We start from the raw sequence: 22970 nt of genomic DNA, 5'->3' as shown, positions 1-22970 counted from the left end.
GTTCACGTCACCGGGGTTTTGTGTTTCCTAACCCCCTGTACCACCCGAATAAAGGGACAAGAAGTAAATGACCACAGCAACGCTTAAGCAGTTAGAGAATCATGGTGAATTTATTGGTCGCCATATTGGACCAAGCACCGACGAGCAGGCCGAGATGTTGGCAGAGCTCGGCGCCGATTCACTCGAAGCACTTACCAAGGACACGGTACCCAGCACAATTTTGCGTGACCCGTTCTTACAAGTTGGTGAACCCCTTTCTGAACGCGAAGCGCTAGCGAAGTTGAAGACCATCGCCAATAAGAACCAGGTACTGACTTCTTACATCGGTATGGGCTATTACGACACCTTGGTGCCGAATGTCATTTTACGAAATGTTCTGGAAAATCCGGGCTGGTACACTGCTTACACGCCTTATCAACCCGAGATCGCACAAGGTCGCTTGGAAGCTATTTTAAACTTTCAACAGATGACCATGGACCTTACTGGCCTCGAGCTTGCCAGTGCGTCGTTACTCGATGAAGCGACTGCCGCGGCGGAAGCCATGGCAATGGCGAAGCGGGTCAGCAAAAGCAAGTCGAATACCTTTTTTGTCGCCGACAACGTCTACCCACAAACCATCGACGTGGTGAAAACGCGGGCTGAGATGTTTGGGTTTGAGATTGTTGTGGCTCCAGCTCGTGAAGCAACTGAGCATGAGGTGTTTGGTGCCTTGTTGCAGTACCCCGACCGTTTGGGTCAGCTGCACAACATCGAACAACTGATCGCCGATATACAAGCACAAAAGGGTATCGTCGCAGTAGCTGCCGATATCATGAGCCTGGTAATGTTGAAGTCACCGGGCGAAATGGGTGCCGACATTGTGTTTGGTTCAGCGCAACGGTTTGGCGTGCCGATGGGGTACGGCGGTCCACACGCGGCGTTCTTCGCTACCCGTGACAAATTCAAACGTTCACTGCCAGGGCGCATCATCGGCGTTTCTAAAGATAGCCGTGGTAACTTAGCCTTGCGCATGGCGATGCAAACCCGTGAGCAACACATCCGCCGCGAGAAAGCTAATTCCAATATTTGTACCGCCCAGGTTTTACTGGCAAACATGGCGTCATTTTATGCGGTGTACCACGGCCCTCAAGGGCTGCGTATGATCGCTGAACGTATTCATCGTTTAACCGATATCATTGCTTTAGGTTTGCAGGATAAAGGTGTCGAAGTGGTCAATTCACAGTGGTTTGACACCCTGACCTTTAAACTCGAAGGTAACGGACAAAGCATCGTTGAGCGCGCGGTAGAGCATGGCTTTAACCTACGCGTCGACGGTAATAACCAATACGGTGTGAGCCTCGATGAAGCTAAGACTCCAGCCGACATTGAAACCTTATTTAGTGCTTTGTTTGGCGATGAACACGGGCTTGAGATAGACACTCTTGATGCGCGCGCCAGTGCTGGCGACAGTAACTCTATTCCTGCTGATTTGCGCCGCGAGAGTGAGATTCTTCGCCACGAGGTGTTCAATACGCATCATTCTGAAACAGAAATGCTGCGTTACATCAAAAAGCTGGAAAATAAAGATCTAAGCCTGAATCACAGTATGATTTCGCTCGGTTCATGCACCATGAAGCTGAACGCGACGGCAGAAATGATCCCGGTAACCTGGCCAGAGTTTGGCCAGCTGCATCCGTTTTGTCCGGAGAATCAAGCCGCCGGTTATCATGAGTTACTGCAAACTTTATCGACCTGGTTGGTTGATATCACTGGTTACGACACGATGTCGATGCAGCCGAACTCAGGTGCGCAAGGTGAGTACGCAGGCTTGCTGGCTATCCACAAATACCATGCCAGCCGCGGTGAATCACATCGTGATATCTGCTTGATCCCAAGTTCAGCTCACGGTACCAACCCAGCTACGGCGCAAATGACGGGCATGAAAGTTGTGGTGGTCGATTGCGACAAAAATGGCAATGTCGACATGAACGACCTTAAAACGAAAGCGGCAGAAGCCGGCGATCATCTGTCGTGCATTATGGTCACTTACCCATCAACGCATGGTGTCTATGAAGAAGGTATCCGTACCATTTGTGACGTGGTGCACGAACACGGTGGCCAGGTTTATCTCGATGGCGCCAACATGAATGCGCAAGTCGGTGTCACGTCACCAGGTTATATCGGTGCCGATGTGTCGCACCTGAATTTGCATAAAACCTTCTGTATTCCGCACGGTGGCGGTGGTCCTGGTATGGGGCCTATCGGTGTGAAAAAACACCTGGCACCGTTCTTACCGAATCACAGTGTGGTGCCGATTCACGGTACCAATCTGGATAATGGCGCGGTGTCAGCGGCGCCGTTCGGTAGTGCCAGCATTTTACCGATTTCGTGGATGTACATCGTGATGATGGGCTCACGCGGTCTGCGCGAAGCAACTGAAGTGGCAATTTTGAACGCCAACTACATTGCCAAGAAACTTAGTGGCCATTACCCAATTTTGTACAAAGGCCGTAACGATCGCGTTGCGCATGAGTGCATCATTGACCTACGTTCATTGAAAGACAACTGTGATGTGACCGAAATGGACATCGCTAAGCGCTTGCAGGACTATGGCTTCCACTCGCCAACCATGAGCTTCCCAGTGGCAGGTACGCTGATGGTTGAACCAACAGAGTCAGAGTCGAAGTTTGAGCTCGATCGGTTTATCGAAGCGATGATTTGTATCCGTGACGAAGCGCGAAAAGTTGAACAAGGTGAGTGGCCGCAAGACAATAACCCACTGCATCATGCACCGCACACCCTGGCAGATATCACTGATAGCGAATGGAATCGACCCTATGACCGCGTGACGGCTGTTTATCCGGTGCCAGCAGTGGCAGCCAACAAGTTCTGGCCAAGCGTGAATCGAATTGATGACGTTTATGGCGATCGCAACTTGATGTGCAGCTGCCCGGCGGTGGATAGTTATCGGTAGGCGTCTGCTGAAATTCTAAAGACGAATCAAAAGGGACTCATTGGAGTCCCTTTTTTATTGACCTTTCTTGGATCCGTTCTATGATGAATAATTATAAAAAAATAAAACGTTAATTCAATCGGTTGTGGGAGATACCACCATTCATCGGGTCAATTTAGACAACGCATTTCATTTGTTGGCGGAAAATCTGCGCGAGCGAAGTGAGCTGGAATTCATTGAAAATCTTACCCAGCTACTGAGCGAGTTGCTTGGCGCTGATCATGTCATGGTATCGGAAATCTTCGAAGCGGATGTTAACCGCGCACATGTGGTGTCGTTTTATTCTCGTGGCAGTCACCGTCAAGTCAACAGCTATGACCTTCATGGCTCCCCTTGTGAGACCGTAATTTCTTCCGGTTTTTGCGTGTACAGCGAAGCTGTGTGCAAAACTTTCCCCGATGATGAACTACTTCAACAGTTGAGCGCTGAGAGTTACATTGGCGTACCCATGCTCGCCGTGGACGGTCATAAACTGGGCATTCTGGCAGTTTTAAATGATGCGCCCACCGACTATTCGAACGAGGTGTTTGAACTGTTACAAGTAGCTGCATCACAAGCGGCAGCGGAGATGGCGCAAGTACGTATTACCAACCGTCTAAAAGAAAGTGAGCGGCGTCTGCAGACCTTGATGGATAGCTTACCTGGCATGGCTTACCGCTGTAAAAACGATAAGTTCTGGACCATGGAGATGGTAAGTCGTGGCGCCCGCAAGCTCACCGGTTACGATGTTACTGAGTTGCAGAATAACGCGACTATTCCCTACATCGATATTATTCATCCTGAAGATAAAATGAAGGTCGCAGCTGCGGTAAAGCTGGCGGTCGAGAACGACGATTATTTTAAAATAAACTACCGAATTATTCGTGCCGACGGAGTATTAAGGTGGGTGTGGGAACAGGGCAAAGGGGTGCGTTCAAAATCAGGAGAGATGGCACACCTGGAAGGCTTTATTCTTGATGTTACCGAGCAATATCTGCAGCAGGAGCGAATCACCGAAATCGCATTTACCGATGAACTCACCGGACTACCCAATCGCCCCGGGTTACTTGATTTCTTGGAGCGCGAGTACGAGCGCGAGCAGGGGCCCGACTACTTACTGGTACTGGTTGACATTTGCGGCTTTAGAAACATCAACGAACGCTTTAGTCTACATGCTGGAGATAGGTTGTTAAGTATTGTAGCTGCGCGCCTACAAGAGGGGATTCGGAAGCTCGACGATACGGTGTTGCTGGCCCGACTTACTGGCGACGAGTTTGTTGTGGTCAGTACAGAGCAACGCGCAGGGATAGATGAGTTTTTACAGCTGGCAGATGCGCTAACCCAGCTTTTTATTGATCCAGTTAGCTTGGGCGAACATCAACTGACGCTGCAGGTTAAACTGAGCGGTGCCTGGTCGAGTGCCGCAATCTCTGGTGCTGAGTTATTGCAACAAGCCAGCATCGCGATGTACGAGGCGAAGCAAAATGGACTCAGGTATTGCACCTTTGACACCGATCTCGAGCGCAAAGTAAGTTCTGAGCGCCGCCGTACAGAGCGGTTTCTTATGGCGCTGGAGAACCATGAACTTAGTATTTATTTACAACCGCAAATTGAGCTTAGGTCAGGGCGTTGTGTCGGCGCTGAAGTTTTATGTCGTTGGTTCGATAATGAACTTGGGACGGTACCACCAGATATTTTTATCGATATCGCCAGAAAACAAGGGGTATTGGCTGAACTTGGCTATCAAGTGTTTGAAAAAACCTGTGGCTTAATTAACGAGTGGCGGCATCGTTATCAATCGGTTCCGCCGATCGCCGTCAATGTCGGTGCACAGCAATTCGCTTCTGAGGATGTAGTTGAAGATTTTGTTCGTATTTGTGGTCAATTACCTCCGCAAGCGGTCACGTTAGAAATTACTGAAAGTGACTTGATGATCGACCCGAAACAGGCGCTTGTTGTTACCAAACGATTACGTGAAATGGGCTTCCGATTGGCGATAGACGACTTTGGTACGGGGTATTCATCACTGGCATATTTACAACAGTTTGATGTTGATATCTTGAAAATTGATATGTCGTTTGTGCAGGCCATGACTCTTGACGAACAGAGCAAAACATTAGTTAATACCATTCTGGTAATGGCAAAAACTTTGGGCCTGGCGACTATCGCGGAAGGTATCGAAACAGCAGAACAAGCGATGATGTTAAAGCAACTAGGTTGCGAGTTAGGTCAAGGGTTTTACTATGCCCGCCCTATGTCACCAGAAGAATTTGAGAAACAATGGCTCCAGCATTAAAAACTCTTGGTCCCGGAATTATCCTTGCGGCAGCGGCCGTGGGCGCCTCACACCTAGTCGCTTCGACCCAAGCGGGTGCGCTGTTTGGCTGGCAGCTATGGTGGTTAGTGGTGTTAGTCAATGTTCTTAAATATCCGTTTTTCCGGTTTGGCGTTTCCTACACCTTAAGTCGCAATGAAAGTTTAGTAAGTGGTTACTATCGTAAGCATAAGCTTTACCTATGGGGCTTCACCTTATTTAATGTTGTCGCTGCAGTGGTTAATACTGCGGGAGTGTTATTACTGACAGCAAGCTTATTACAGCTGTTTTTGCCGGGACTGAGCCTTACGCTTTTGTGTTGGATAATTTTGTTTGCCTGTCTCATCGTATTACTTGGCGGTCAATATCGCAGTCTTGATCTGATTTCTAAGTGGATCATGGTCAGCTTGTCGCTTGCAACCATCGTTGCTGTGGTGATTGCCTGGCAAAACAATGTTCCGCCGCCTGCCGATTTTGTTCCGCCGTCACCGTGGCAATTGTCAGCACTGGCATTTTTAGTGGCCATGATGGGGTGGATGCCGGTTCCTATCGAACTTTCTGCGATCAATTCGTTATGGCTACGCAGTAAGCAAAAACTCACAACCTTGACGCTCCGTGACGGTTTATTTGATTTTAATTTAGGGTATTGGTCGACCGTAATTCTCGCGCTATTATTTTTGGCACTTGGTGCCTTAGTGCAATATGGAGCAGCGCAACCCATTGCTATGGCGGGGATGAAATTCGCCGAGCAATTCGTGGCTATGTACAGTGCAACAATTGGCGACTGGTCTGAGTATTTCGTTGGCGGTATCGCATTCTTGTGTATGTTTGGCACGACCTTGGCAGTACTCGATGGCTATGCCCGTACCTTACGAGAAAGCTACAGAATTATCACCAAGCGCAGGAGCAGCCTGCGGTTGTGGATTATCGGCCAAGCCATCGCGGGCATGTTAGTGATTCTTTACTTTCAAAGCGCGCTCGGGCCGATGCTAAGTTTCGCAATGACGCTGGCATTTCTTACTACACCGTTCTTCGCCTGGTTAAATTATACCCTGGTACGCAGACAGAAAATGGCGCTCGGGCTGCATATTTGGGCATGGTTTGGACTCACCTATTTATGCGGTTTTACCTTGCTGTATTTATACTGGTTAGTATTCGCTTAGGCTGACTGCGAGTCGTCCGCAAATCCGTGGCGTTGACCTCACAGAGCTTGAGCTTTGCGCTTACATCACCTTAAATGGAGACACTCTAAAAACAACGAGGTTGATGCTAATGAATGTTTTTACCAAAGCTATCAGTGCCAGTTGGGTAACTGCTGCACTGTTGTTAAGTCCACTAAGCTTTGCTGATGAGCACGATGCGCCGGTAGCAAAAATTGCTGCAGATGACGTGGTCGTGACCAATCACCGCACCTCAGTCAATGGCAATCGTTTTGAATATACAGCGACCACCGGTACGCAACCGGTATTTAATGATGAAGGTGAAGCCACAGCAGCGCTTTTCTTCACTTATTACGAACGCCAAGATGTTAAAAACCGTGAAGAACGACCGTTACTGATTTCATTTAACGGCGGTCCAGGCTCAGCATCGGTATGGATGCATATTGCCTATACCGGACCAAAGTCACTGCGCGTTGATGACGAAGGCTTCCCCATTATGCCTTACGGCGTAAAAGATAACCCACATTCAGTTTTAGACGTGGCTGACATCGTTTTTGTTAACCCGGTCAATACTGCCTATTCCCGCGTTTTACCTAACGCAGAAGGTGAAATGCCGTCGAAAGACGAACAGCAAAAAATGTTCTTTGGCGTGAATGCAGACGTTAAATATTTGGCCGACTGGGTAAACACCTTCGTGACTCGTCACGAGCGCTGGCGTTCGCCGAAATACCTTATCGGTGAGAGCTACGGCACCACCCGGGTTTCAGGCTTAGCCCTGGAACTCCAGAATCGCCAGTGGATGTACTTAAACGGTGTTATTTTAGTGTCACCTACTGAGATTGGTATCGAGCGTCAAGGTCCAGTCGAGGCGGCCAACCGTCTGCCATACTTCGCAGCAACGGCTTGGTACCATAATGCTCTAAGTGAAGAGCTGCAGAGTAAAGATTTAACCGAATTACTGAATGAAGTCGAATCTTACACCCTGAATACTTATCTGCCGGCTTTGGCTAAGGGTGCAACCCTTACTGCAGGTGAGCGTGATCAAATCGCGGCACAAGTGGCGCAATTATCCGGTTTAAGTAAGCAAACCGTATTGCGTGCAAATCTCGATATTAACCCACGCTTTTTCTGGAAAGAACTGTTGCGTGACCGCGGTCAAACAGTTGGACGTTTGGATTCGCGTTATTTAGGTCTCGACCGTGATGATGTCGGTGATAGCCCTGATTACAACGCTGAGCTGACCTCGTGGTTACACTCATTCACGCCAGCGATTAACTACTACTTGCGTGAAGAACTTAACTACGTAACTGACGTTAAGTACAACATGTTTGGTCCGGTTCGCCCATGGGATCGCAGCAATAACAATACCGGTGAGAATTTGCGCCAGGCAATGGCACAGAACCCATACCTCAATGTGTTGGTGCAGTCAGGTTACTACGATGGTGCAACCAATTATTTCGATGCGAAATACACAACCTGGCACCTTGATCCTAGTGGTCGAATGGCTGACCGTATCGATTTTAAAGGCTATCGCAGTGGCCACATGATGTACTTACGCGCTGAAGATTTAGAATCAGCAAATAATGACGTCCGCGAATTTATCAATGCCACTATTCCTGCTGATGGCGAAGCTGCTAAGTACGAATCACAGTAAGCACAAAATAAAGGTCTGATTATGAAAAACTTAACTACGCTGGCCCTTGCGGTCAGCGTTGCACTGGCACTACCTGGCCAAGCTTTGGCTGAAGAGACTTGGGATGTGCAAGCTCCACAAGGTGAATTCAAAGACGTTCAAATAAAGGTTAATGAAGGCACCTGGATGAATGTTGATTTAAGCCCCGATGGCAAGTGGATCGCGTTTGATTTACTTGGAGACATTTACCGTATGCCTGTAAAAGGTGGTGATGCAGAGCTGATTGCTGGCGGTATTGCCTGGCAGATGCAGCCGGTTTTTTCGCCTGATGGTAAGCACATTGCCTACACCTCAGATGCCGATGGCGGTGACAACATTTGGGTGATGGACGCAGATGGTGGTAACGCACGAGCGGTCACTGATGAAACCTTCCGCTTGTTAAACAGCCCGGCGTGGAGTCCAGACGGCCAATTCCTGGTTGCGCGCAAGCACTACACCGCCCGCCGTTCACTCGGTGCTGGCGAAGTCTGGATGTATCACGTCAATGGCGGTAGCGGCGTACAATTGACAGAGCGCCCGAATGATCAGAAAGATCTTGGTGAACCTGCATTCTCACCTGATGGTCGCTATATCTATTTCTCACAAGACGATACGCCAGGGAAAACCTTCCACTACAGCAAAGACTCGATGGAAGGAATCTATACCATTAAGCGACTAGATCGCGAAACTGGCGATATCGACGTTTTATTAGGTGGACCTGGTGGCGCAATTCGGCCAACCCCGTCTCCTGACGGTAAGCATTTGGCTTACATTAAGCGCGAAGATTTTAGTAGCGTCCTGTATCTGTATAACCTCGAAACTGGTGCAGAAAAGCGTCTGTACACGCAGCTTGATCGCGACATGCAGGAAACCTGGGCAATTCATGGCGTTTACCCGACCATGGATTGGACCGCTGATAGTGAACAATTGGTATTCTGGGCTGACGGCAAAATCATGAAGCTCGACGTCGATTCACGCCAGGCGCGAGTGATTCCGTTTAGTGTTGAGACCACCAAGAAAGTACAAACAGCACTGCATTTCAAACAAAACCTTGGCGAAGACCAGTTTAAAGTGAAAATGCTGCGCAATGTTCAGGTCGCGCCTAGCGGTGAACAGGTTGTTTACGAAGCTATCGGGAAGCTATTTGCACGTACATTGCCAAACGGTGAACCGAAACGTCTAACTGACCGGATTGGCGCCTGGGAACTTTACCCAAGTTATTCGCGCGATGGTGAGCAGCTGGTCTACGTTACCTGGGATGATCAAGAGCAAGGACAGCTGATTGTGCGTAACTTACGCACGGGTAATGAGCGCGTGTTGCCAACGGGCAAAGGTAAATTTATCGAGCCGGTATTTAGTCCTGATGGCAAATCAGTAGTTTACCGCAAAGTTAGTGGCGGCTACTTAACACCAGACACCTATGGCCTGAATCCAGGTGTGTATCACCTAGCGTTAACAGATGGCGCGGAGCCTCGTCTGCTTAGCGAAACTGGTTATCAACCGCAATTTGGTGCCCGCAATGACCGCGTGTATTTGATGAATTCGGCTGATTCACAGCAGTTGCTTTCCGTTGACTTAACCACCAAAGAGCAGCGTACGCTTTATACTTCCGAGCATGCTACTGAGTACCGGGTCTCGCCAGATGGTCAACATTTGGCCTTTGCCGAACGCTTTAAAGTGTTTGTCACACCACTGGTTGAACGTGGCTCACCGATCACTATTAGCCCGACGGACAAACAATTCCCGGTAGAGCAGCTTTCTGTACGTGCGGGGGAGAATATTTCCTGGACTGCAGACGGTCGTAACCTCTATTGGTCACTAGGGCCAGAGCTGTACCATGCCTCGGTCGCAGGATTGTTTGCGATTAGTAGTGACGACACGAGTTTCGAGCAAGTCAGTAATGGCGTCGACATCAGTTTTGAAGCTGACAGTGCGATTCATGATGAGACCGTAGCCTTTGTCGGTGGACAAGTCATTACCATGAACGGTGATCAGGTTATCGCTGACGGCGCCGTCGTGGTCCGTGGTAATAAGATTATCGCGGTCGGCAGTGCTGACGAGGTGGCGATACCAAGTGATGCTGTGGTGGTCGATACTAGCGGCAAAACCGTAATGCCTGGGTTGTTTGATGGGCATGCCCACGGTGCTCAGGGCGAATATGAAATTATTCCAGAGCAAAACTGGGGAGCCTATGCAAACCTGGCGTTTGGTGTGACTGCAATTCACGATCCATCCAACGATACCAGCGAGATTTTCACCGCTAGTGAAATGCAAAAAGCGGGTCTTATTGCAGCGCCACGTACGTTTTCGACGGGTACCATTCTTTACGGTGCTAATGGACCGGGTTACACGTCGCACATCGATAGTCTGGAGGATGCTAAGTTCCACCTTGAGCGTCTGAAGAAAGTCGGTGCCTTCTCGGTAAAAAGCTACAATCAACCGCGACGTAATCAGCGTCAACAGGTGATTCAAGCTGGTCGCGAGTTGGAGATGATGGTGGTACCTGAAGGCGGGTCATTGTTACAGCACAACCTATCAATGGTTGCTGATGGTCATACGACGATTGAGCACTCGATTCCAGTTGCTGACATTTACGATGATATTGAGCAGTTCTGGCAGCAAACCGATGTTTATTACACACCAACCTTGGGCGTTGCTTACGGCGGTATTTGGGGTGAGAACTACTGGTATGCGAAAACTGAGGTTTGGAAACATCCAAAACTTTCTAAATTCGTACCGCAGGACAACCTGGTAGGCAAGGCTATGCGCCGTGAGAAAGCTCCTGACAACCATTACAATCACATTAACAATGCGGAAGTAGCTAAGCGCTTGACTGATGCGGGCGTTAAGGTTGTGTCCGGTGCGCACGGGCAGCGTGAAGGTCTGGCTCAGCATTGGGAGATTTGGATGATGGCACAAGGCGGAATGACCCCGCTAGAAGCCTTGGCAACTTCGACCATTAATCCTGCTATGGAATTTGGCATGGACCATCTGCTTGGTTCACTCGAGGAAGGCAAACTTGCCGACATTATCGTTATCGATGGTAATCCTTTGGAAAATATCCGGGTCACCGATCGTGTCACGCACACGATGGTCAATGGTCGTTTGTACGATGCAACGACAATGAACCAGCTGGTGCCTCAGGCCGAACCACGAGCGCCCTTTTTCTGGGAATAGAGTAAAGCTCTGATGTAACTGGAGCAGAACCTCGTTATAATCCCGCTATATTCGTATAGCGGGATTTATTTTTTCTATGAATAACATAAAAGATATCGATCTGAATTTATTGGTGTATTTGGATGTGCTGTTGCGCGAGCGCAACGTTACTAAAGCGGCGGCGCAGCTGAATATTACGCAGCCCGCTATGAGCAACGGCTTGAAACGACTTCGCAGCTTACTCAATGATCCCATCTTAGTGCGTACCAGCGAAGGTATGATTCCGACCGAAACCGCGAAACGCATGCAAGAACCGGTGCGGCAAATTCTCTATTCGGTAGAAGAAATGGTGCAGCCGGCACGTGAGTTCGAGCCGGCATCAACGGATCGGGTCTTTCGGATCATGGCCTCTGACTACGCCGCGTCGACCTTGATGCCTAAGCTGCTGGCTAGCTTAAAAGCGCTAGCTCCGATGGTGACATTGGATATCATGACGCCTAGCGATATTAGCTTTCATGACGTTGAAAATGGCAAAGTTGATATCGCAATTAATCGTTTTGAAAAACTGCCGCAATCGTTTCATCAAAAAGCATTATGGGAAGACGATTTTTCCTGTTTAATGCGCACCGACCATTCACTACTGGAAGATTATTCCCTTGAGAACTACCTAAAAGCCGAGCATGTTTGGGTGAGTAAAACAGGTTTTGGGGTGGGCGTTGGTATGGATCCCCATGACGCCCAAAAATTGGGCTGGGTCGATGAAGCTCTAGCGAATCTTGGGCACAAACGCGATATTCGTGTGTTTACCCGTAATTACCATGTGGCGATGCATCTGGCGCGGCAAGGGCTGATCGCGACGCTGCCAACACGGGCTGCCCAGCTGTATCAGGATGCCGAGGAGCTGACGATGCGTAAGCCACCTTTTGCCATTCCTGATCTTGATTTAACCATGATTTGGAGTCCGCTATTGCAGCATGACGCGGGGCACCGCTGGTTCCGCCAGCTGGTGGCGGAAACCGCGGAAAATCCTTAACCAAAAATGGTAAATAACTGGTCGTTTAACCATAAGTGGGCATAGATGCTGGCAATGAAGCCTACGGCGATGGCCGGCGTCCACTTGAGATGGCTGGCGAAGGTGTAATAGCCGCGTGCCTGCCCCATAAGTGCCACCCCCGCCGCTGAACCTATCGACAACAAGCTACCGCCGGTGCCTGCCGTCAGGGTAATTAATAACCATTGCCCGTGTGACATATCTGGCTGCATTGAGAGTACTGCAAACATCACCGGGATGTTATCAATGATGGCTGACATGACACCTAGCGCGACGTTGGCGTAGGTCGGCGACCATTGGGTATACAAGGTGTCCGAAAGTAAGTGTAAATAGCCGAGGAAGCCCAACCCACCGACACACATGACGATACCGTAGAAGAACAACAAGGTATCCCATTCTGCCCGCTGAACCCGACTAAAGACATCGAACGGCACGACACTACCTAAACGTTTCAGGCGCTCGATATCGCCCGCGCGTTCGGCCATGGAACGTTTTCGAGCCAGGGAGCCGGGTAGAGTCATGCGCAGGTAGTAGCCAAAGAATTGCAAATAGCCTAGGCCCATCATCATGCCCAGTACAGGCGGTAAATGCAGGAACATATGGCAAGACACTGCCGTTGCAATCGTCAGCAAGAATAGTGCAGTAATACGCAGCGCACCGCGTTTCAATTCGACTTCTTCGTAGACGGCTTGTGGCTTTTTGTTCTCTATAAAGAAGTTCATGATTAATGCAGGGAGCAGGTAATTCAACACCGATGGAATAAACAGCACGAAAAACTCATGGAACTCGACGATACCAGCTTGCCAAACCATTAACGTTGTAATGTCACCAAAGGGGCTAAATGCGCCACCAGCATTTGCTGCGACAACAATGCTGACACACGACATACCGATGAACTTTTTATCGCCGTCGGCAACTTTCATAACAACTGCGCACATCAATAATGCGGTGGTGAGGTTGTCGGCAATCGGCGAGATGAAAAACGCAAGAAAACCTGAGAGCCAAAACAGCTGACGGTAGGTGAATCCTTTTTTTACCATCCAGGAACGTAAAGCGTCGAACAGTCGGCGTTCTTCTAACGCGTTGATGTAGGTCATCGCCACCAACAAGAACAACATGAGCTCGGCAAATTCGAGTAAATTGTGCCGAAACGCATCTTCGGCAACGCCGGGGAAGCCTTGGTCGACATAGACCCAGCCGATCATCATCCAAATCAATCCGGCAGCAACCAGTACGGGCTTGGATTTACGCATGTGTAGCCGTTCTTCACCCATCACCAGTATGTAGGCAGCAGTGAAGATGACCAGTGCGATGATGCCGACGGTTGAGGTTGTTAAGTCTAACGGACCTGAAGCAGCTATAGCTGCTGGGCTAACAAAAGTTAAAGCGAGAGCAATAAGAAGTAGCTTCCACATGTGTCAATTTCCTTGCGCACAAAGGTTCTTAGGGCAGATTTCGCGCGCATACTACCACAAAATCTGTGCTCCGCACTTGAGTAAACAGGAAATTGACAAAGGAATAAAGAGATACCTAATAAATGGTAGATCTATATTGCAACTACGACTCTGATTTTTCGTGTTTTTTAACGGTTTTATGGAGCATTCTTCGGTACAAACTGCGCGGCAAGAAGCGCTTCAAATACCAAGCAAAACGCCCTTGTCGGTGGGGTAATGTATAGCTTTGTTTACGTTCGATGGCGCGCATGATGGTCTTGGCGATATCATTTGCATTGAGCTTGCTGGATGCCATGAGCTTATCAAGCTTGGCCTCCATACCATCGATGTTTGATCGCATGCCTTTACCAAGATTTGTTTTAAAGAATGACGGACATACTACACCAACCTGAATATTGTCGGCAGCAAGTTCATTCTGCAAGGTTTCTGACAAGCTTACGACCGCAGCTTTGGTTGCGTTATAAGCACTCATGTTGGGGACATCGAGTAAACCTGCCATAGACGCAACGTTGATGATGTGACCACCACCTTGTTGCTGCAATAGCGGTACAAATACCTTACAGCCCCGCACAACGCCCAACAAATTAATATCGATGATCCATTGCCAGTCACTGATACTGGTGTCAGTAATCTTGCCTACTTGCGCGACACCGGCGTTATTCACCACAATATCGACCCCTTGCCAACGTTCTGTCAGTGTTCGTGCAACCTGTTCAAGATCGCTGATACGTGTGACATCACAAGACATAAACAAAGCGTCTGCTTGTAAACGTTGCAGACTGCCAATAACAGCTTGGCCGCGTTCCTCATCACGATCAACAATACAGACTCGCCAACCCGCTTTTGCAGCTAGCTGAGCTAAAGCAAACCCAAGTCCGCTGGCGCCGCCAGTGATGACGATACGTTGGTGATCCATATAATTGTACTCTTCTTATATTTTATAAGGTTTCGATAGAGATACGGTTACGTCCGGAATCTTTACTTTCATAGAGTAATTTATCGGCGTGCGCAACGAGACGACGAAAGCTGCCGCCGGAGAAATCATGCCGGACTTCGACGATACCCATACTCATACTGAGAGGAATAACCTGGTCATTAACCTGGCAATAGGTTGCTAAGGCATTCTGAAATGTTTGGGTAAGCTTACGTAAATCGTCGACCGCGCTGACAAACACCGCAAACTCTTCGCCGCCATAACGTCCAACCAGACCACCATTATGTTCAAAGTGCTCTTTCAGCAGAACCCCGACGCTACGAATACATTCGTCGCCAACAGGATGCCCCATAGTGTCGTTAATGCGTTTAAAGTGGTCGATATCCATTAAGATTAAGGCCACATGTTTACGGGTGGCCATAGCTTCGTGATAGTGCTGTTCCGCGAGATCGTCAAAGGTGCGTCGGTTTAATAACTCGGTTAAACCATCCTCGCGAGCTAATTTTTGCAGCTTTTGGTTCACCGTCTCAAGGTCTGCTGTTTTCTCCCGAACTTGGTTCTGCAACTGGCGATTGAAGTCCACCATAAGCTTACGCGCAGAGATAAGGTTGTCGGCAATAGTTCGCACTTCACGACTCATCTCCGATTGTTCAATTGTTAACTGCATGCCCGTATCTTGGTTAAGTTGCTCTGCTAAGCTTTCCAGCGGACGAGTAATTTCACGCGCGAAACGGCGCGTAACAAGCGCAAAAAGTGCCGCAATTAAAATCAGGAAGATGACCAGGATAATCAGATTTTCTGTGAATAACTCAGTGAGTTCATCAGGGCTAGAAAAAACATAAATATTCCAGCCATAACTATTCAGTCGCTGTGTGTACAGTAAATCACGTCCTGCAACTCGGGTCAGAGGCAAATCTTGAGTGTACAAGTTGAGTAAATTTCGTGGTCTAAAATTAGCTAAGGTAACCAAATTGAGCTCTTCTGAAGCAAAAATCACCTGATTGTCATTATCTGTTACCACCACGGATTGATAACGTGGGTCTATATCCGTACGGCGAACCAAGCGTGTTAACTCGGGAACATCAAGAGAGCCTTCGACAATGCCGATAAATTCGCCGTTATTTAGTAAAGGTTCGCTAATAGCGATAATTGGCTGCGTCCCGAAACCACGTCCTCGAAACGCACTGGACACAAACCCGACTAAGGTTTCTTTTGGGGCGCGGAAATAGTTGCGGTCTTCGATATCAGGCACGGTCGAGTTTTGCGATAAAACCTTGCCAAAATGTTGCCCGGGTACGCCATGTAAAATTCGACCGGCGGCATCTGCGCGTAACATTGAAACAAAACCCAGGTAGTTGCGCTGGGTCAGTTCCATGAGTTCAAGCTGTTCGTCGTAACTGGTAATGGTTTGCATGCCATCGCGCAGATTCCGGACAGCGACCACATAGTCACTGACAAAGTCGTCCGTAACTTCCCGCAAACTATTCGCGTTGGCGCCGATATCGGAGACGATTTGTTGTTCTACTTGCTGTGCTGATCGCACGGTGTAGAGAAAAGAAAACGACAATGAACTAACGATAATACATAAGAAACTTAGATAAAAAATTCTGCCCGTTAGTGAGTCGGAGACGGGACGCATTGGAATGAGTCGCCAGCTTCTTGGCACCAATTGGAAAAGTAAAATAGCTAAAGCTGTGTAGAGCAAGCCATTGAAGACTAGCTTTGCCATAACCAGAACAAGGAAGTTTGTTGGAATATCGACAATGGTTGGTAAGTATAGATAAGAGACTGGAATACCAAATAGCAGCCAGTAAATAAGGTCCGCTAATAAAATCGGAACGTTGCGCCTGAAGAGGAAAAATATAGCGATAACCTCGGCGACTAACGTGACGAAGAAAAAGATATTTTCGGTATATAAAAATACTGCTACGGATGCCAATACGGCGGCAACTAGTGCCGCGAAAAGACCCCGGGTAAACAGCGCAAGGAATACGAACATTTGACCCAGTAGGATAGTAACCGAGCCATAAATCTCAAACGCAAAAAAATAGTTCATGATGGCCGCTACAGCACCGTAGCCAAGGCCCCATGAAAAATTAGTAAGATGATGATTTATGCTGATATTGGGCATGAAATTAGCCACTCGAATGATTCTTGCGCAAAGTCAGTCTCGAGATTAGCACAAATTAGCAACATGGGTACCTACTAATTTTTATGAAATTCTCCGCACCGTTGGTAGATTAAATCATCGGTTAGAGTTGCAATCTTTCTCAGATTTTTTGCAGTTTACGTCTCGACGTTTTTCTTTCGCGCGTAATTGTTCTGCCTTGCCATCGTTCGATTTCTGTGGTCCCTGAGCGTTGCCATCACCGGCCTTTACAGAGATGTCGATATCGGGGATAGGATCGCCAGCTACTGCTTTAGCGGCGTCACCGTAACCATCACCGTCCGCATCGGTGGGTGGCGCAGCGTTGCTTTGTTTGCTCTTGTCACGTTCAAGTTTTTCTACCGCGATTTCGATATCCGCTGCAGATTGAGTTGATGCATCCTGTGCTTTTTTGGGTGGTTCGGCGAATGCGGCGAGGGGTACAAAGCTCGCTGCTATCATCATTGAAATAAGTAACTGTATGAAATGTTTCACTGGTGTTCTCCTAAAGCAACATGCTCTTTAATAGTTGTAGCTCTATTATTGATAAACAACAACTGAAACATCCAATTTTGGTTAACAACTGATCACAAAATAATCACTTGCGAGTCCGTATGATGCAATAGAGGCCTTTTACAGTATGAATTTTCGACTATAGTCATTCGTCAAGGCAAGAAGCCTTAGCGGTAAGGAAAGGATAATCTAAGCCTGTTTTTTCAGGAGGAAAAACAATGCAGAAAATTAATTTAATCACAACTTTAGCTTTTAGTTTTGCTCTGTTAGCCAGTCCAACAGCCTTCGCCGATGACCACGAAGAGGAAAGTTTTTATCTTTCCATTTCAGAGCTCTCAGTTAAGTTAGGTCATACTAAAGCGTTTAAGGACGGTGTGAAAGCGGTAAAAAAATGCTATCAGGACGCAAAAGGTAAGGAACCTTGGTCAATTTGGAATCGTGTTCAAGGTGCAGGCAATGTGTTTGTCGTCACCAGCACCTATGAAAACTGGCAAGGTTTTTTTGCTGATGATGAGAGCGATAAAACGTGCCGATCTGTGGTTCGTGATCACGTTATTCCGCACATCGATTCGACTTATCATAAAATAGCAAGCTTCAAATCCGACTGGAGCAACATCGAAAGCCCCTCAGGTAATTTTGTTGCTGTTTACAACTTCAAAGTTACTAACTATGAATTATTTAACGTTACGGTAGGAGCTATTGAAGATGGACTCAAGGACGATGGCGGGCCGGGTGCGGCGTGGTATTCCGTTATAGGTGGTCGCGATCAGGCGGACTACTTTGTGGTCGAATACTTTGCTGACGCTGCAGCATTAGATGCCGATGATCCAAGTGTTTGGAAGCGTCTTGAAGCCGCTGTTGGAAAAGCCGAAGCCGATAAACTGCGTAAAGACTTCAGGCAGTCGGTCGGTGAATGGTGGAGCTACATGTATGCTCGGTACGACGATTTAAGCTATACACCGAGTACCTCGAAGTAACCTCCAGGTTGCGAGGCCGGGAAAGTCGGCCTCGCAGACCTTCCAGGAAATATAAGGCGCTAGTTGCCTTGCAACTTAGGGTGTCACTAGAATTTTAAGGGGCATTTCTCAGCCTATCCTTCGCTCAAGATTCACACAGTCAGTCTGGCAAGCCCATAAAACCGATTGACAGTCGGTTTTTGTGACTTTAAGCTGCGTGCATATTTGATAAACCTTTGGTTAATGATGAAGCTTGGTGAATTAGAGACTTTTGTTCTCAAACTAATTTGGGAATTTGGAAAAGGGTCGGTAAAAGACGTTTATCAACGGGTAAAACCGAAACGGGCCGTAACCCGGAATACGGTTCAGTCAACGCTGGAACGACTGTATCGCAAGGGTTTATTGACCCGTCAAAAACAGGCACATGCTTACATTTATGACAGTCGGCTTACCAAAGAGCAGCTAACTGCGCAGTTGCTAGGACAGCTGATGTCAGATTTTGACAGTGATCCTTCGATGACTATTGCTGCTTTTGTTGAGCAGCATGATGTTGTTAGTGACGCCAAAATGCAGCAACTAAGACAGTGGCTCGAGACGATAAAAAAGCAGGAATCTGGTAATGCTTGAATTATTGGTTTCTGTCGCAACATTGATGGCATTGGTGGTTTTTACGAGTGTTGTTACTGTGGAAGTCGCCATTCATCTCTGGCTTCGTTATCGACCCAAGAAGCAACTTTCTGGTGCTGCGCTACTGTCGGTAACGTTTTTACCTTTGTGGTCGGCGTTGCTTGTTTTTCTGGCCTTAGGCTTTTCTTTTACCGGCAAGGCTTTTGGTTTAATAAAAGATCATTGTCTGGAGCATGGACTCGGGCACTTACACCTCTGTTTTGAGCACCTCTCAGCTCAGCAAAGCAATTCTCTAACACTCGCATTACTATCCATAATGTTGGGTGTTGCAGGGCTTAAAGTTTTACGAGTTTTTCAGAGCTTGGATAGACACTTACAACTAAATCGTCAGTTGAGCGGTATTCAGTCTAGTTTCATTAACTGGGTAGATACTCCGAATGAAATGGCATTTGTGAGTGGTATTCTGAAACCTCGGATCTACCTTTCACGTCGTTTAGTTGAACGTTTAGACTCAAAAACCTTACGTATGATCGTTGCTCACGAGATACAGCATGTGCGTAATCGTGATGTGCCGAAGATGTGGGGTATTGAGCTGATTTTAGCCTTATACCGTCAACCAACCCGCCGCTTTCTCCGCGCAGCTTGGGTTCAGCGCCGCGAACAACGCATTGATCACCAATTAGCACAGCGATTTGGACGTGCAGCCGTGGCAGAATCTTTGTTGGCGATGGTGCGCGTCGCCCCCCGTGACTCAGTGCTCAATAGTAACGGTGGAAAAATTGAACAGCGCTTGCATTCGTTGCTGGTAAATAAAACGAACGCCTTGACTAAATTACCTTATGGTTCTGTTTTCGCACTAATAGCAATTTTGGGACTACTCATTGCGTTTCAGCATCATGCGCTCGAAACGTTTATTGGATGGATTAATTAATAATGTATAAAAATATCGTCGTAAGCCTCGTATTAATAAGTATCCCAGTGTTTCCAGCAAGTGCTCAGAACGACGTTTCGGATGCGTTTGCAGGTACTACGGAACAACAAGTTGTGGACGCTTTTGTTCGCCAACAGCGGGTTGAGCAATGGCTTACAAAGCAGCAAGAAGCCATTGAAGCGGATCGTGCTGGCGCTGCGTTACTTGCGAACCCCGAACTTGCGTTCAGTTACGAGCCAATGACTTATGATGACGGTAGTGAAGAGAACGAAACTGCCGTCTGGCTAACTCAGCGATTTGAAGCTTGGGGGGCCCGAGGTTATCGGCAGCAGGCCGCGGATCGAAAAGCAGAGCTTGAATCCTTCCGTTTAAAAATAAAAGTTCGCGATCAGGTAGCTGCGTTACGCTCGGACTTTTATCGTTTAGTGCTACTGCAGGCTTTATATCACAAGCAGCAACGCTGGGTGGACGAGCTGAGTCGTTTGGTTAATTTAAGTCAGCAACAATTGTCAGCTGAGGAACAATCACAGCTTGATCATTTTCGTTTGCAACAGGAGCTATCGGCTACTCAGTTAAAGTTATCTCAGGTTGAGCAAAAAGTGCTGGCTAAAAGTGCTGAACTTGAACAGTTAACGGGTCTTATTATTAGTGATGTTAATGCTCCCTTATTACCCAAACAAGCAAATATTGAAACACTGAATTCGTTAACACCACCGACATACGCACCTGAACTTGAGTTGTTGGCTGCATACACAGACAACTTAGCAGCTGAAAAACTGGCAGCTGAAGCCAAAGCGCTACCTGAATTTTCTGTAGGCGTTGGTCTACGCCAAATTGATGATGCGCAGGGAAGCTATTCAGAAGCAGCCGTTCAGCTTGGCATCGAGCTTCCTCTATTTCAACGAGGTCAATATAAGTCAGCGCGTTATGCCCAACTCACGTCTGTGGTGTCCATTGAAAAGGAGCGCGTGCGAAGAGAGCTTTTACAGCAGTTTGGAACTCTAAAGTCGCAGTTAAAAGCCACCATTAGAGCGCTGAACAACGCGCGATTGTCGAATACCGATGAAATGCTTCAAGCGGCCACCGAAGCTTATTGGCTAGGTGAGATTTCCGTAACTGAATTGATCGATATACAACGCACACATATTGAATTATCAGCGCAGCAACTGGAACAACAGTTTGCTGCTCGTAATTACTGGATAACCCTTCAAGTCTTATTACAACAACCTCAGGAGAATTTACTATGAAACCATTTTGGCAATTATTAGCGACTTTAACGTTAATCACTTCCGTTGCAGCGTGCTCAGGTGGTGAGCAAGATCATGGGCATAATGATGACGGCAGTCATATGATCGAAGAGACCGAAGCGACCGAAGAGGGGCATGAGCACGGTGAGGATACTCACTTGCACGACGAGCAACAACCTGAAACCGAAGTCTATTACGGCGATGAAGAACAACATGATGAAGAATCGCACGCCGCGAAAGAAGAAGATTCGCACACCCATGACGATGGTGAAGAACACAGTCATCATTAAGTTTTAAGCTAGGACATGAACATGCGACTTACTCAAGTTTTAATCAGTACCTTTATTGTTTTAATAGTATCCGGCTGTGGTCAGACAGAGGAAGCGTCGCATGGTCCTGTCCATGATGATTTGGCTGCTTTGGTTTATACCGATTACACGAAGGAGACCGAATTGTTTGTTGAGTTTCCGGTACTACAAGTCGGAGAAAGCTCACGATTTTTGGCTCACTTGACTTACCTGAGCGATTTTACGCCGATTGAAGAGGGCGTGGTTGACGTAGAGCTACGCCAGAATGATCAACTTAAAGCGCGTTTCCGTGTCAATTCAGCAACTCGGGCAGGGCTATTCACACCAGTGATAAACCCCAGAGCCCCCGGTCGTTATCAGCTGGTGCTAAGTATTAAAAATGACCGAGTTAATAGCCGTCATGACCTGGGTACGATAGAGGTCTTTGCTGCAAGCGAGCAGGCAAAAGTCGACCAGGCGGAAGTTCCCGGCGACATTACTTATTTAAAAGAACAACAATGGCAGCAACCGTTTGCGACTCAACCCGCAACAGAAAAAGCATTACGACTTTCTGTTCCGGCGTTTGCGACGGCAAAAGCGCCCGCGGATCAGCAAGCCACCATTCGCGCGCCACAGTCTGGCTATTTTTTCCCTGAGCCATCGGTAATGTCAGGCAGTACCGTGGAACGCGGGCAAAAGCTGGGTTTATTGGTGCCCCGAGCAGAATCCGACCAGGATCTAATTACGTTGCAGCTTGAACTGGCTGATTATAAAGCGCAATTGGCGCTCAGCGCACAAGAAGTTGAACGCTTAACTCGACTGGTTAATAACGGTGCGATCCCCAAATCACGTTTGCAAAAAGCACAATCAGATAAAACGCACCTGGCAAATCAGGTCGAAGCAACACAAGCGCGCATCGGGCAACGGCAAATGGGCAAAAGTGGCGGTGGTATCGCGCTAGTAAGTCCTATCGACGGGAAAATTCTGATGAGTAACGGCGTTAGTGGCATGTACCTTGATCAGCGAGAAGTGGTGTACGAAATAGCGGCACAGTCGGGGCGTTGGCTTGAGCTTTCTGTACCCGAGCGATTCAGTGACTCGGTGAATGCAATATCCGGCTCCTGGTTAGATAGTCAAAATGGCATGGTTCGGCTTGATTCAGATAATGCTCAGGTGATTTCTCGTCGTCTCAGTATCGATGAAAAAACGCGGACGTTCAGTGTCACATTGGGGTTTGACCCCAAGGTCTGGAACCCAATGATCGGTTCAACTTACGCAGCACATGCGTTACTGGAAGCAAAACAAAATGCGACCGCTATCCCTATTTCAGCTGTGATACGCCAGGAAGGAAAGGATGTGGTGTTTATTCACAGCGGCGGTGAAACCTTCGAGCGCCGTGAAGTGACACTGGGTATTCGTGACGGTAGTTGGATAGAGGTCACAGATGGCGTTCAAGTCGGTGAACGGGTGGTTACCAAAGGTGCTTACGATGTTCGTCTGGCAGCATTAGGTGGCGAAGAAATCGGTCACGGTCACGCACATTAAGGATTG

At 48.0% G+C, this 22970-nt stretch carries 16 protein-coding genes; 12 read left to right on the top strand and 4 right to left on the bottom strand.

The genetic code is table 11. The features are described from left to right. Window positions 1-67: 67 nt before the first annotated feature. From gcvP to ACQ5ES_RS07615, 6 genes are all read left to right on the top strand, one after another. Window positions 68-2953 carry an aminomethyl-transferring glycine dehydrogenase gene (gene gcvP / locus ACQ5ES_RS07640; RefSeq protein ID WP_445015496.1) on the top strand — a complete coding sequence of 962 codons (2886 nt, stop codon included), beginning with the start codon at window positions 68-70 and terminating at the stop codon, window positions 2951-2953. 124 nt (window positions 2954-3077) lie between these two features. Beyond that, complete coding sequence (locus ACQ5ES_RS07635) at window positions 3078-5267, top strand: bifunctional diguanylate cyclase/phosphodiesterase (protein WP_445015494.1); 2190 nt, start codon at window positions 3078-3080, stop codon at window positions 5265-5267. Further along, window positions 5252-6448 (top strand): NRAMP family divalent metal transporter, encoded by a 1197-nt coding sequence (locus ACQ5ES_RS07630; RefSeq protein WP_445015492.1) that lies wholly within the window; start codon window positions 5252-5254, stop codon window positions 6446-6448. Before ACQ5ES_RS07635 ends, ACQ5ES_RS07630 begins: the two co-directional genes overlap by 16 nt. Window positions 6449-6557: 109 nt before the next feature. Next, window positions 6558-8099, top strand: a complete 1542-nt coding sequence (locus ACQ5ES_RS07625) for a S10 family peptidase (RefSeq protein ID WP_445015490.1) — start codon at window positions 6558-6560, stop codon at window positions 8097-8099. 21 nt (window positions 8100-8120) lie between these two features. Continuing rightward, window positions 8121-11294 carry an amidohydrolase family protein gene (locus ACQ5ES_RS07620; protein ID WP_445015489.1) on the top strand — a complete coding sequence of 1058 codons (3174 nt, stop codon included), beginning with the start codon at window positions 8121-8123 and terminating at the stop codon, window positions 11292-11294. 76 nt (window positions 11295-11370) lie between these two features. Then, window positions 11371-12306, top strand: coding sequence for a LysR family transcriptional regulator (locus tag ACQ5ES_RS07615; protein ID WP_445015487.1), 936 nt, complete (start codon window positions 11371-11373; stop codon window positions 12304-12306). Here ACQ5ES_RS07615 and nhaD read toward each other — a convergent pair. The 4 genes from nhaD to ACQ5ES_RS07595 form a co-directional block, all read right to left on the bottom strand. Continuing rightward, window positions 12303-13739 carry a sodium:proton antiporter NhaD gene (gene nhaD, locus ACQ5ES_RS07610; protein ID WP_445015485.1) on the bottom strand — a complete coding sequence of 479 codons (1437 nt, stop codon included), beginning with the start codon at window positions 13737-13739 and terminating at the stop codon, window positions 12303-12305. The two genes, ACQ5ES_RS07615 and nhaD, sit on opposite strands and share 4 nt — an antisense overlap. 142 nt (window positions 13740-13881) lie before the next feature. Then, window positions 13882-14694 carry an SDR family oxidoreductase gene (locus tag ACQ5ES_RS07605; RefSeq protein ID WP_445015483.1) on the bottom strand — a complete coding sequence of 271 codons (813 nt, stop codon included), beginning with the start codon at window positions 14692-14694 and terminating at the stop codon, window positions 13882-13884. 22 nt (window positions 14695-14716) lie between these two features. Beyond that, the gene (locus ACQ5ES_RS07600) at window positions 14717-16855 is read right to left on the bottom strand and encodes a sensor domain-containing diguanylate cyclase (RefSeq protein ID WP_445015481.1); all 2139 of its coding nucleotides are present in this window, start codon (window positions 16853-16855) and stop codon (window positions 14717-14719) included. A gap of 102 nt (window positions 16856-16957) precedes the next feature. Beyond that, window positions 16958-17353 (bottom strand): hypothetical protein, encoded by a 396-nt coding sequence (locus tag ACQ5ES_RS07595; protein WP_445015479.1) that lies wholly within the window; start codon window positions 17351-17353, stop codon window positions 16958-16960. Window positions 17354-17589: 236 nt separating this feature from the next. On the opposite strand from ACQ5ES_RS07595, the gene ACQ5ES_RS07590 reads away from it, so the two are divergent. The 6 genes from ACQ5ES_RS07590 to ACQ5ES_RS07565 all read left to right on the top strand — a co-directional run bounded on the left by ACQ5ES_RS07590 (window position 17590) and on the right by ACQ5ES_RS07565 (window position 22964). Then, the gene (locus tag ACQ5ES_RS07590) at window positions 17590-18348 is read left to right on the top strand and encodes a hypothetical protein (protein ID WP_445015477.1); all 759 of its coding nucleotides are present in this window, start codon (window positions 17590-17592) and stop codon (window positions 18346-18348) included. A gap of 222 nt (window positions 18349-18570) precedes the next feature. Beyond that, window positions 18571-18954 carry a BlaI/MecI/CopY family transcriptional regulator gene (locus ACQ5ES_RS07585; RefSeq protein ID WP_445015475.1) on the top strand — a complete coding sequence of 128 codons (384 nt, stop codon included), beginning with the start codon at window positions 18571-18573 and terminating at the stop codon, window positions 18952-18954. Then, window positions 18947-19885, top strand: a complete 939-nt coding sequence (locus ACQ5ES_RS07580; protein WP_445015473.1) for a M56 family metallopeptidase — start codon at window positions 18947-18949, stop codon at window positions 19883-19885. Before ACQ5ES_RS07585 ends, ACQ5ES_RS07580 begins: the two co-directional genes overlap by 8 nt. Window positions 19886-19887: 2 nt before the next feature. Further along, window positions 19888-21132, top strand: a complete 1245-nt coding sequence (locus ACQ5ES_RS07575) for a TolC family protein (protein ID WP_445015471.1) — start codon at window positions 19888-19890, stop codon at window positions 21130-21132. Continuing rightward, window positions 21129-21422, top strand: a complete 294-nt coding sequence (locus ACQ5ES_RS07570; protein WP_445015469.1) for a hypothetical protein — start codon at window positions 21129-21131, stop codon at window positions 21420-21422. The genes ACQ5ES_RS07575 and ACQ5ES_RS07570 overlap by 4 nt, the downstream gene beginning before the upstream one ends. A gap of 21 nt (window positions 21423-21443) precedes the next feature. Next, window positions 21444-22964, top strand: coding sequence for an efflux RND transporter periplasmic adaptor subunit (locus ACQ5ES_RS07565; protein WP_445015467.1), 1521 nt, complete (start codon window positions 21444-21446; stop codon window positions 22962-22964). The last annotated feature ends 6 nt before the right edge of the window (window positions 22965-22970 follow it).

Source organism: Pseudidiomarina xizangensis, assembly GCF_052541995.1.
This window is presented reverse-complemented; position numbering and strand designations above follow the sequence as displayed.

What these genes read in the sequence shown, in the direction of transcription:
- ACQ5ES_RS07565 (WP_445015467.1), top strand. Translation starts at nt 21,444, where the DNA reads ATGCGACTTACTCAAGTTTTAATCAGTACCTTTATTGTTTTAATAGTA.
- ACQ5ES_RS07620 (WP_445015489.1), top strand. Translation starts at nt 8,121, where the DNA reads ATGAAAAACTTAACTACGCTGGCCCTTGCGGTCAGCGTTGCACTGGCA.
- nhaD (WP_445015485.1), bottom strand. Translation starts at nt 13,739, where the DNA reads ATGTGGAAGCTACTTCTTATTGCTCTCGCTTTAACTTTTGTTAGCCCA.
- ACQ5ES_RS07580 (WP_445015473.1), top strand. Translation starts at nt 18,947, where the DNA reads ATGCTTGAATTATTGGTTTCTGTCGCAACATTGATGGCATTGGTGGTT.
- ACQ5ES_RS07605 (WP_445015483.1), bottom strand. Translation starts at nt 14,694, where the DNA reads ATGGATCACCAACGTATCGTCATCACTGGCGGCGCCAGCGGACTTGGG.
- ACQ5ES_RS07570 (WP_445015469.1), top strand. Translation starts at nt 21,129, where the DNA reads ATGAAACCATTTTGGCAATTATTAGCGACTTTAACGTTAATCACTTCC.
- ACQ5ES_RS07630 (WP_445015492.1), top strand. Translation starts at nt 5,252, where the DNA reads ATGGCTCCAGCATTAAAAACTCTTGGTCCCGGAATTATCCTTGCGGCA.
- ACQ5ES_RS07585 (WP_445015475.1), top strand. Translation starts at nt 18,571, where the DNA reads ATGATGAAGCTTGGTGAATTAGAGACTTTTGTTCTCAAACTAATTTGG.
- ACQ5ES_RS07575 (WP_445015471.1), top strand. Translation starts at nt 19,888, where the DNA reads ATGTATAAAAATATCGTCGTAAGCCTCGTATTAATAAGTATCCCAGTG.
- gcvP (WP_445015496.1), top strand. Translation starts at nt 68, where the DNA reads ATGACCACAGCAACGCTTAAGCAGTTAGAGAATCATGGTGAATTTATT.
- ACQ5ES_RS07625 (WP_445015490.1), top strand. Translation starts at nt 6,558, where the DNA reads ATGAATGTTTTTACCAAAGCTATCAGTGCCAGTTGGGTAACTGCTGCA.
- ACQ5ES_RS07590 (WP_445015477.1), top strand. Translation starts at nt 17,590, where the DNA reads ATGCAGAAAATTAATTTAATCACAACTTTAGCTTTTAGTTTTGCTCTG.
- ACQ5ES_RS07615 (WP_445015487.1), top strand. Translation starts at nt 11,371, where the DNA reads ATGAATAACATAAAAGATATCGATCTGAATTTATTGGTGTATTTGGAT.